We start from the raw sequence: 8,121 nt of genomic DNA on the forward strand, positions 1-8,121 counted from the left end.
TTTGTATAAGAGACAGGTGTGGCCATGCGACGTTGGCCGCTGCCTGGGTGCTGATTCACAAACTCCCGAATCCCCCTGAGATCTTGCGTTTTGCCACCCGCAGCGGTGAGCTTCGCGTGACGCGCAATGGCGACGAACTGGCAATGGACTTCCCGGCCAAACAGCCCGAGCGTTGCGAGCCGCCAGCCGGCATGTTGAGCGCGCTGGGGCTCGAACACGCCGAGGTGTATGCCACTGATGACTATATCGTTGTCGTTGATGACGAAGCCCAGGTCGCGGCACTCACGCCAGATTTCGCACGCCTCAAGGGCCTGCCCAAACGCGGGATAGCAGTGACGGCCAAAAGCACGCGCTTTGATTTTGTTTCCCGTTGGTTTGGCCCGAATGTGGGCGTCAATGAAGACCCGGTCACCGGCTCGGCACACACCTCGCTGGCACCGTTCTGGGCCGAGCGCCTGGGCAAGTCGCAGTTGAGCGCCGAACAGGGCGGCAGGCGCCGTGGGCAACTGCGGTGTGAACTCAAAGGTGACCGCGTGATCATCTCAGGCCATGCAGCACTCTACCTGCAAGGCACGATTTACCTGTAAAAGGGATTGCCCAAGGACAACAGATCATTCTCAAAATGAACGGAGTTCAGCGCGTGTTCACGATTTCCCGCCGTCAACTGTCGATGGTTGCCGCAGCCCTGGTGCTGGCCGGCTGCCACACACCTGTCAACGAACAGCCTCCGGCACCGGAACTGGGCTCGGGTTACCGCACCGACCTCACCACCCGCCACGCCGAACGCCATATGGCCGCCGCCGCCAACCCGCTGGCGGCCGAAGCCGGGCGGGAGATGTTGCGCCAGGGAGGTTCGGCGATTGACGCCGCGATAGCGATGCAGGCGGTGCTGACCCTGGTGGAACCGCAGTCTTCCGGCATCGGCGGCGGCGCGTTCATCATGCTGTGGGATGGCAAGAACGTACACGCCTATGACGGCCGTGAAACGGCACCCGCCGGCGCGACTGAGCGCTTGTTCCTGAAGGCCGACGGCACGCCGATGGCGTTTCCCGAAGCGCAGATTGGCGGGCGTTCGGTCGGCACGCCGGGCGTCTTGCGGGCACTGCAGATGGCGCATCAAAAGACCGGGCACCTGCAATGGTCCAAGTTGTTTGAACCGGCGATCAGGCTGTCGGAGCAAGGCTTCGCGATTTCCCCACGCTTGCACGCACTGATTGCGGCCGACCGCTACATTCCCCAGTCGCCGGAAATGGCGGCTTACTTTCTGAACGCCGATGGCTCGCCTAAAGCCACCGGCACACTGTTGAAAAACCCGGCGCTGGCTGCTGTGTTCAAGCGCATCGCCAAGGAAGGGCCAGACGCGCTGTACCACGGGCCGATTGCCGATGAAATCGCGCGCAAGGTCCAGGGCAATCGCAATGCGGGCAGCCTCTCGCAGGCTGACCTTAAAGGCTACACCGCCAAGGAACGCACGCCGTTGTGCACCGACTACAAGCAATACCGGGTGTGCGGCATGCCGCCGCCGTCGTCGGGCGGGATAGCCGTCGCACAGATCCTCGGCACCTTGCAGGCAGTGGAGGCCCGTGACCCGCGCCTGGCCATCGCGCCGATGAAACCGGTGAAGAGTGCATCGCCTGCCGGCCTTGAGCCTGTGCCCGAAGCCGTACACCTGATCGCCGAAGCCGGCCGCCTGGCGTTTGCCGACCGTGCGCTGTATGTGGCCGACTCGGACTTCACCCCAGTACCGGTCGCAGGCCTTGTCGCCCCCAACTACCTGGCACAGCGCGCCACATTGATTGGCGAACGCAGCATGGGCATTGCCAAGCCGGGCACACCAGCGGGCATCCAGGTGGCCTACGCGCCGGACCGCTCGCCGCTGCGCATCTCCACCTCGCAAGTGGTGGCAGTGGATGACCAGGGCGGCGCGGTGTCGATGACCACCACGGTAGAAGCGGCGTTCGGCTCCCACGTGATGGTTCAGGGCTTTTTGCTCAACAACCAGATGACCGACTTTTCGTTTATCCCTGAAGAAAACGGCCAGCCCGTGGCCAACCGCGTCGAACCCGGCAAGCGCCCTCGCTCAGCCATGGCGCCTACCCTGGTGTTCGACCGCAAGAGCGGCGAGCTGCTGGCGACGGTGGGTTCACCGGGCGGTTCGCAAATCATCGAATACGTGAGCAAATCCCTGGTGGCAATGCTCGACTGGAACCTCGACCCGCAAGCCGCCATCAGCCTGCCCAACTTTGGTAGCCGCAACGGCGCGACCGAGTTGGAGGCCGGCCTGTTCAGCCCTGCGTTGAAACAAGCGCTGAGTGACAAGGGCCACGCGTTGAGCGAAATCGATATGACCAGCGGCATCCAGGCCATTGTTCGCACGCGCGATGCTCAAGGCAAGGTAACCCTGAGCGGCGGCGCCGACCCTCGGCGCGAAGGCGAAGCGGTCGGTGACTGAATGTTCTACGAACGGAGAGCGTGCTGTGCAACAGGCCGATAACCTCGGCGCCCTTGGCGGCGTCGACCATGGTTTTTGCTCGATCAATGACCCGCAGCGCCCGGACGCAGTGTTCATCTGCAAGCAGGTACACAGCGCGACGGTGATTGAATGGCAGGCGCAGTTGGCAACCAACAGCGTGGCGGCGGATGGCGTGTTCACGCGCGAGCATCAGCCGATTGCGGTGATCACAGCCGATTGCCTGCCCATTCTTATCGCGGCTGAAGACGGTGCGACGGTCGCAGCGGTGCATGGCGGTTGGAAGGGGTTGCAAGGCGGGATCATCGCCAATGCCGTGCAGCAATTTGCCGACAAAGGCATCGCCGTGGAGCAGTTGCAGGTGGCAATCGGGCCGTCAATCAAACCGTGCTGCTATGAAGTGAGCGAGGACTTTATTGCGCAGTTTCAGGCGGATCAAGGCCATCTGTGGCCTGACGACCGGGCACCGTGGAGCTTCGTACAACCGGCGCCATTGCTGCCCCCCGAAATTGCCCCGCCCTATGCCAGGCAAACAGGAAGTGCCTGGTTTGATTTGAGCGGCTTCGGGGTAATGTTGCTGTTAGCAGCAGGGCTTAAGCGTGAGCAGATCGAAGTCAGTGAAGTGTGTACGTATTGCACATCCTCCACTTTCGCCAGCTATCGCAGGCGCACGCATCACCCTGAAGAAGCGAAGACGTTGATCTATTCGTGGATTGCTCGCAACCCCTGATCAGTGCCAAGGGCGCTTTTGTGGCGAGCGGGCTTGCCCCGCGTTGGGCTGCGCAGCAGCCCCAATTTAGCCACTACGTTATTTCAAGGTAGAACCGTGCTGTCTGGTGTTGGGGCCGCTTCGCGCCCCAACGGGAGCAAGCTCCCTCGCCACAGAGGCCACATGTTACTCGAGTCATTTCATCGGCTGATCTTAAGCCCCTTACGCCCGGCATGCCGCTCCAGCGCCAGCTCGATCAACCGGCTCACCAGCTCGCTGTAACTCATCCCCGCCGCCTGCCACAGCTTCGGGTACATGCTGATACGTGTGAAGCCTGGCAGTGAGTTGATCTCGTTGATCAGCACTTCACCGTCATCGGTGAGGAACACATCAACCCGCGCCAGGCCGGCGCAGCCCAGCACTTCAAACGCCTCAATGGCGAGGTGGCGAATGCGCTCGCTGGCTTCGACGCTGATATCGGCCGGCACCACCACTTGGGCTGCCTGGCCGTCGATGTATTTGCTGTCGTAGGAATAGAAGCCATTGCTCACCACAATCTCGCCACAGCCACTGGCGATGGGGTTGTCGTTGCCCAATACGGCGCATTCGATTTCACGGCCCTGGACCGCGGACTCCACCAGCACTTTTTCATCGAAGCCCAAGGCCAGTTCAACAGCAGCGTGGTACTCGACCTCGTTGCCAACCTTACTCACACCCACCGAAGAACCCTGGTTGGCGGGTTTGACGAACATCGGCAAACCGAGCTTGTTCACAGCCGCTTCAAACGAGGTACGCGCCGCGTTGCGGCGAGTCAGGGTGATAAACGGTGTGACAGCAATACCGGCATCGCGCAGCAGACGCTTGCTGATGTCTTTGTCCATGCAGACCGCCGAACCCAGCACGTCGGAGCCGACGAAAGGTAGGTCGGCCATGCGCAGCAGGCCTTGCAGGCAGCCGTCTTCGCCGAGGGTGCCGTGGACGATGGGGAAGATCACGTCGATATGTTCCAGCAGGCCCTGACCGGAGGTTTCCACCACTTGCTGGTTGGCCTTGCCCGGCACCACTGCAAGTTCACGGTTGGATTGGTTAAGAGCGATGAGCGCCGGGTTTTCCTGGTTGATCAGAAAGTTCGACGTGTCGTTGAGGTGCCAGTGGCCGGCCTTGTCGATGCCGATCAAGACCGGCTCAAAGCGCGAACGGTCCAGCGCATCGACGATATTGCGCGCCGACTGCAACGAGACTTCGTGCTCGGCCGAACGGCCACCAAAAATAATACCTACACGCACCTTGCTCATGACCCGGCCTCACTGTTGAAAGTAAGGCTTCTTACCATGAGCGGTCAGCGATTCGCTACCAGATGTGCGCCGAACAGCAGGTAGCAACCACCGGCAAAGCGGTCGAGCCATTTGCGTGAACGCGCGTAAAGGCTGGCCATGCGCTCGCTGGAAAACACCAGGGCAACACTGGAATACCAACTGAACGACAAGGTGGCCATGGTGATGACGGCCAGGGTAAGCAGCGCGGGCGAAGGAGATGGCGGCATGGTCGAGGCAAAGGCCGTCGCGACGAACAGCGCAGCCTTGGGGTTGGACAAGTTGCCCAGTAAACCGAACCGCCAGGCAGAGAACAATGAGCGTCGCGTCGCATCGGGGAGAACCGTCTGGCCCGCAGCCGGAGCCGAGCGTTTGAACAACTTGAGCCCAAGGTAGATCAGGTAGCAACCGCCGATGATCTTGAATGCGAGGTAGAGCATCGGCGCGGCGGTAAACAGCGACTTGATGCCCAAGCCGCCCGCCAAGCCCCAAATGATCGTGCCGCTGGCTACACCCGCCGACGCCACAACGCCATGGCGCCTGGAGCAGCTGGCAGCCAACTGCGCGGTGTTGAAAAAGTTCGGCCCAGGCGTTACGACAGCGACCGTCCACAGCAGCGCCAGCGAGACCAGCGGGGCCACATAGGCAGGGTTGATAACGTCCATGGGCAGCTCCGTCAGCGCAGTACACGAACCCGGATCATAGGCCTCGCCCAACGCCTGCACAATCGTACAAGACCTCGGCAGACAACCGATGCAGACTCGGTTAACGTGTTTCCACCTCTACATGTGACAAGTCATCATGGGCCAACCCACTTCCACCCTCGACTGGCTGCACCGCGCCCCGCACGCCAGCGGCCTGGACCGTATCGAGGCGTACTTTGCAGGCTTTGCGTTTGACCCGCATCGCCACGACACCTACGCCATCGGCCGCACCTTGTTTGGCGTGCAAAGCTACCACTACCGTGGCTGCATGACCCATAGCCTGCCGGGCAGGACCATGGTGATTCACCCCGATGAATCCCATGACGGCCGCGCCAGCAGCGTGGAGGGGTTCAAGTACCGGATGATTTATGTGGAGCCGGCGCTGATCCAGCAGATTCTCGGTGGTCGGCCACTGCCGTTTATCCACAACGGTTTGTCGACTGACCCACGCCTTTTCCGCGCCAGCGAAGTGTTGCTGCAAAACCTCGACTGCCCGGTTGACCCGATGCAGGAACAGGACGCCCTGTTCGACCTGGCACACGCGCTGAACGCGGCATCCGGCGCGATCATCAGCCGCAAGTCGTTCGATTATGTGGCTGCCGAGCGCGCCCGCGAGTTTATCCACAGCGCCCTGGGCCGCAGCATCACCCTGGATGAAATGGCCGACCACTGCGGTCGCGATCGCTGGGCGCTGTCGCGAGATTTTCGTTTGTTGTTCGGCACCAGCCCCTACCGCTACCTGACCATGCGCCGGCTGGACTTGGTGCGCAGCTTGCTGGCCCAGGGCCAATCGCTGGTGGACGCGGCCCTGACCGCAGGTTTCACCGACCAGAGCCATATGACCCGGCAATTTCGCAGCACCTACGGCATGCCGCCGTCGCGATGGGTGAAGATGCTAGGGCGCTGATTGGCCCACCTGAAATGCGATTAAACCTGTGGGAGCTGGCTTGCCTGCGATGGCGGTGCATCAGTCAATATATTGGGTGCCTGACACACGCTATCGCAGGCAAGCCAGCTCCCACAATGCGGGGTCGCCGGCAAAAACACTCACCCGGCCTGCAGCACGCTGCAGCCGTGGCTTACAGCTGGCGCCCGACAACCGGCGCACCGATGCTGAGGAAATTTCCGCCGGCGATATGGTGCAAGGTGCGCAATTCGTCATGCCCTTCGAAGTGCCAATGCCCGTCGCTGAACACGCGCTCGTCGGCATAGGCGCCGATCACTTCGCCGAGAAACAGGTCGTAGGTCTGCTGGTTGTGCGGCTCGGGCAGCAAGCGGCACTCCAGCCAGGCCACGCAGCCTTCCAGAAGCGGCGCCTGGGTGTGCTCGCCACTGAAGGTGTGCAGGCCGTAGGCGGCGAACTTGTCGGTCTCGGAACCGCTGGTATTGCCGACCGTCTGCACCAGATCGGCCTGCGCCACACAGGGTACTTGCAACACAAACGTGCCGGCGCCTTCCAGCAGTTGCCGGGTCCAGGTGGACTTGTCCAACACCACGGCGACTTTGGGCGGTTCAAAATCCAGCGGCATCGCCCAGGCGGCGGCCATGATGTTGCGTTTGCCATCGTGGGCTGCGCTGACCAGCACAGTCGGGCCGTGGTTGAGCAAGCGGTAGGCCTTGGACAGCGGAACGGGGCGACGGTGGGTCGGGCTCATGGAGGGTCGGCTCTTCAAGCAAGAAAAAACCTACGATACCTCAAGCACACGCCCTACGGGTCAGCTCGACAGCTGATTGGCGAACTGGCCCACCGCGCTGACGACTTTTTGCGCACCGTCCTGGATCTCCACGATCACCGTGCCCGCCTCGGCCGCCAGGGCCAGGCCTTGTTCGGCCTGCAGGCGGCCATCGTTCATCAAGGTCACTGCATCGCGGGCCATGTCCTGGTTCTGGCGGACTACGCCGACAATCTCTTCCGTGGCTTTGCTGGTACGCGAGGCCAACTGACGTACCTCATCGGCCACCACCGCAAAGCCACGGCCCTGTTCACCGGCACGTGCCGCTTCAATGGCTGCGTTGAGCGCCAGCAGGTTGGTCTGTTCGGCGATACCGCTGATGGTCTTGACGATAGTGCCGATCACTTGGGATTGGGCATTCAGCGCCTCGATGCCGTCACCGGCCTGTTGCATATGCTTGGCCAGATCACGCATCACATCCACCGCCTGGGTTACCACGGTGGTGCCGCGCTGGGCGCTGTTGTCGGTTTGCAGCGAGGTGCTGTAGGCGATATTGGCAGCCTCGGCCACGGCTTGTTCCTGATTGACCTGATCGGTAATCACCGTGGCGAACTTGACCACTTTGTACAGGCGGTCATTGGCGTCCAGCACCGGGTTGTACGTGGCTTCCAGCCAAACCGTGCGGCCATGGCTGTCGACCCGCTTGAAGCGTGCCGCAACAAATTCACCGGCGTTCAGGCGCTTCCAGAACTGTTGGTATTCGGCACTGTTGTACTCCTGCGGTTCGCAGAACATGCGGTGATGTTTGCCCTGGATCTGCGCCAGGCTGTAACCCATGCCGCCGAGAAAGCGATCGTTGGCCGTGAGTACATGCCCGTCGAGGTCGAACTCGATCACCGCCGTGGAGCGCACCAGCGCGGTAATCAGGTTTTCATGCTCGCGCGACGCCTCGATGGTGCGGGTGAGGTCGCTTGAGTAAATCGAAAAATGCTTGATGCGCCCCTCCGAGTTGCGCACCGGCTGCACAATCGAGCGCAGCCACGCTTCCTTGCCGTTGCCACGCATCAGGCGCACGGTGCCGGCGAAGTGTTCGCCGCGCACCAGGGCATTTTTAAAGCGCAGCTGGAATTCGTCCTGGCGCACATGCGGCGGCACCAGCTCATCAATGAGACGCCCCACAATGTTACTGGCCTGGTAAATCAGTTCTTGCAGGAAGTTGGCATTGGCCCACTCCACCCGGCCGTCGGCATCC

General features: G+C 61.8%; 8 protein-coding genes. 4 read left to right on the top strand and 4 right to left on the bottom strand.

The window, feature by feature from the left end:
* The 3 genes from FEM54_RS18005 to pgeF form a co-directional block, all read left to right on the top strand.
* Positions 1 to 587, top strand: a 587-nt coding sequence (locus FEM54_RS18005; protein WP_138452253.1) for a PhzF family phenazine biosynthesis protein, incomplete at its 5' end; no start/stop codon positions are given.
* Positions 588 to 622: 35 nt separating this feature from the next.
* Positions 623 to 2,452: a gamma-glutamyltransferase gene (ggt, locus tag FEM54_RS18010; protein WP_138452255.1), complete on the top strand. Its 1,830-nt coding sequence runs from the start codon at positions 623 to 625 to the stop codon at positions 2,450 to 2,452.
* Positions 2,453 to 2,477: 25 nt separating this feature from the next.
* Positions 2,478 to 3,200 (top strand): peptidoglycan editing factor PgeF, encoded by a 723-nt coding sequence (gene pgeF, locus FEM54_RS18015; protein WP_017137669.1) that lies wholly within the window; start codon positions 2,478 to 2,480, stop codon positions 3,198 to 3,200.
* Between the two features lie 179 nt (positions 3,201 to 3,379).
* Here the strand turns inward: pgeF and ddlA are convergent, their stop codons facing one another.
* Both ddlA and FEM54_RS18025 read right to left on the bottom strand, forming a co-directional pair.
* Positions 3,380 to 4,474 carry a D-alanine--D-alanine ligase gene (ddlA, locus tag FEM54_RS18020; protein WP_138452257.1) on the bottom strand — a complete coding sequence of 365 codons (1,095 nt, stop codon included), beginning with the start codon at positions 4,472 to 4,474 and terminating at the stop codon, positions 3,380 to 3,382.
* Positions 4,475 to 4,518: 44 nt separating this feature from the next.
* On the bottom strand, positions 4,519 to 5,157 hold the full coding sequence (locus FEM54_RS18025; protein ID WP_138452259.1) for a LysE family translocator: 639 nt from the start codon (positions 5,155 to 5,157) through the stop codon (positions 4,519 to 4,521).
* Positions 5,158 to 5,293: 136 nt separating this feature from the next.
* Here FEM54_RS18025 and FEM54_RS18030 point away from each other — a divergent pair, with 136 nt between their 5' ends.
* A complete protein-coding gene (locus FEM54_RS18030) occupies positions 5,294 to 6,103 on the top strand; it encodes an AraC family transcriptional regulator (RefSeq protein ID WP_017137672.1) in 810 nt (269 codons plus the stop codon).
* A 172-nt stretch (positions 6,104 to 6,275) separates the two neighbouring features.
* Here the strand turns inward: FEM54_RS18030 and FEM54_RS18035 are convergent, their stop codons facing one another.
* Positions 6,276 to 6,851 carry a flavin reductase family protein gene (locus tag FEM54_RS18035; protein ID WP_017137673.1) on the bottom strand — a complete coding sequence of 192 codons (576 nt, stop codon included), beginning with the start codon at positions 6,849 to 6,851 and terminating at the stop codon, positions 6,276 to 6,278.
* 60 nt (positions 6,852 to 6,911) lie between these two features.
* A partial coding sequence (locus FEM54_RS18040) for a methyl-accepting chemotaxis protein (RefSeq protein ID WP_138452261.1) occupies positions 6,912 to 8,121 on the bottom strand: 1,210 nt, incomplete at its 5' end.

The organism is Pseudomonas edaphica, from assembly GCF_005863185.1.
Taxonomy (GTDB): Bacteria; Pseudomonadota; Gammaproteobacteria; order Pseudomonadales; family Pseudomonadaceae; genus Aquipseudomonas; species Aquipseudomonas edaphica.

Excerpts from the sequence above, each read along its gene's own strand:
- FEM54_RS18030 (WP_017137672.1), top strand. The coding sequence starts at position 5,294 with ATGGGCCAACCCACTTCCACCCTCGACTGGCTGCACCGCGCCCCGCAC.
- FEM54_RS18035 (WP_017137673.1), bottom strand. The coding sequence starts at position 6,851 with ATGAGCCCGACCCACCGTCGCCCCGTTCCGCTGTCCAAGGCCTACCGC.
- ddlA (WP_138452257.1), bottom strand. The coding sequence starts at position 4,474 with ATGAGCAAGGTGCGTGTAGGTATTATTTTTGGTGGCCGTTCGGCCGAG.
- FEM54_RS18025 (WP_138452259.1), bottom strand. The coding sequence starts at position 5,157 with ATGGACGTTATCAACCCTGCCTATGTGGCCCCGCTGGTCTCGCTGGCG.
- ggt (WP_138452255.1), top strand. The coding sequence starts at position 623 with ATGAACGGAGTTCAGCGCGTGTTCACGATTTCCCGCCGTCAACTGTCG.